Source organism: Paenibacillus sp. PL91 (assembly GCF_012935325.2).
GTDB lineage: Bacteria > Bacillota > Bacilli > Paenibacillales > Paenibacillaceae > Pristimantibacillus.
In genome coordinates this window covers 1-416 of sequence record NZ_JABBYG020000086.1, presented here as the reverse complement: position 1 = coordinate 416, position 416 = coordinate 1, and the positions used below count along the sequence as shown (strand labels likewise).

Sequence of the window (416 nt, the reverse complement as noted above, 5' to 3'; positions counted from 1 at the left end):
AGCAGATGACACTCGTCGATCAGTCCCGCGCTCATCGCCTGCCCAGCAAGCTCGGGGCCGCCAATCGTAATGTCGGCTCCTGAAGACTCCTTCAGCCTCCGGATCGCATCAGGATCGAATTCGCGCTCGATCCTAGTCCTGGCGCTTGAAGCCGCCTGAAGCGTCCGGGAATACACGATCTTCTCAGCCGCTCGCCAGATCTGCGCGAATTCCCGCATTACCTCCGGTTGATCGCCGAGCTTGGCGCTTGCCGTCTCCCAGTACACCATCGACTCGTTCATTCGACGCCCGTATAGGTAGGTGCCAATCGGCCGCTCGAAGTCAGTCCAGAACGCAAACACCTCGTCATCGGAGATCGACCACTCTAAATTGCCTTGCTCGTCCTCAGTGTAACCGTCCAAAGATACGTTAATAGC

Annotated in this window: 1 protein-coding gene; it reads right to left on the bottom strand. The window is 57.7% G+C overall.

The annotated features are described in order from the left end of the window. Positions 1–416, bottom strand: a 416-nt coding sequence (locus tag HI950_RS35480; RefSeq protein ID WP_191297239.1) for a dihydrofolate reductase family protein, incomplete at both ends; no start/stop codon positions are given.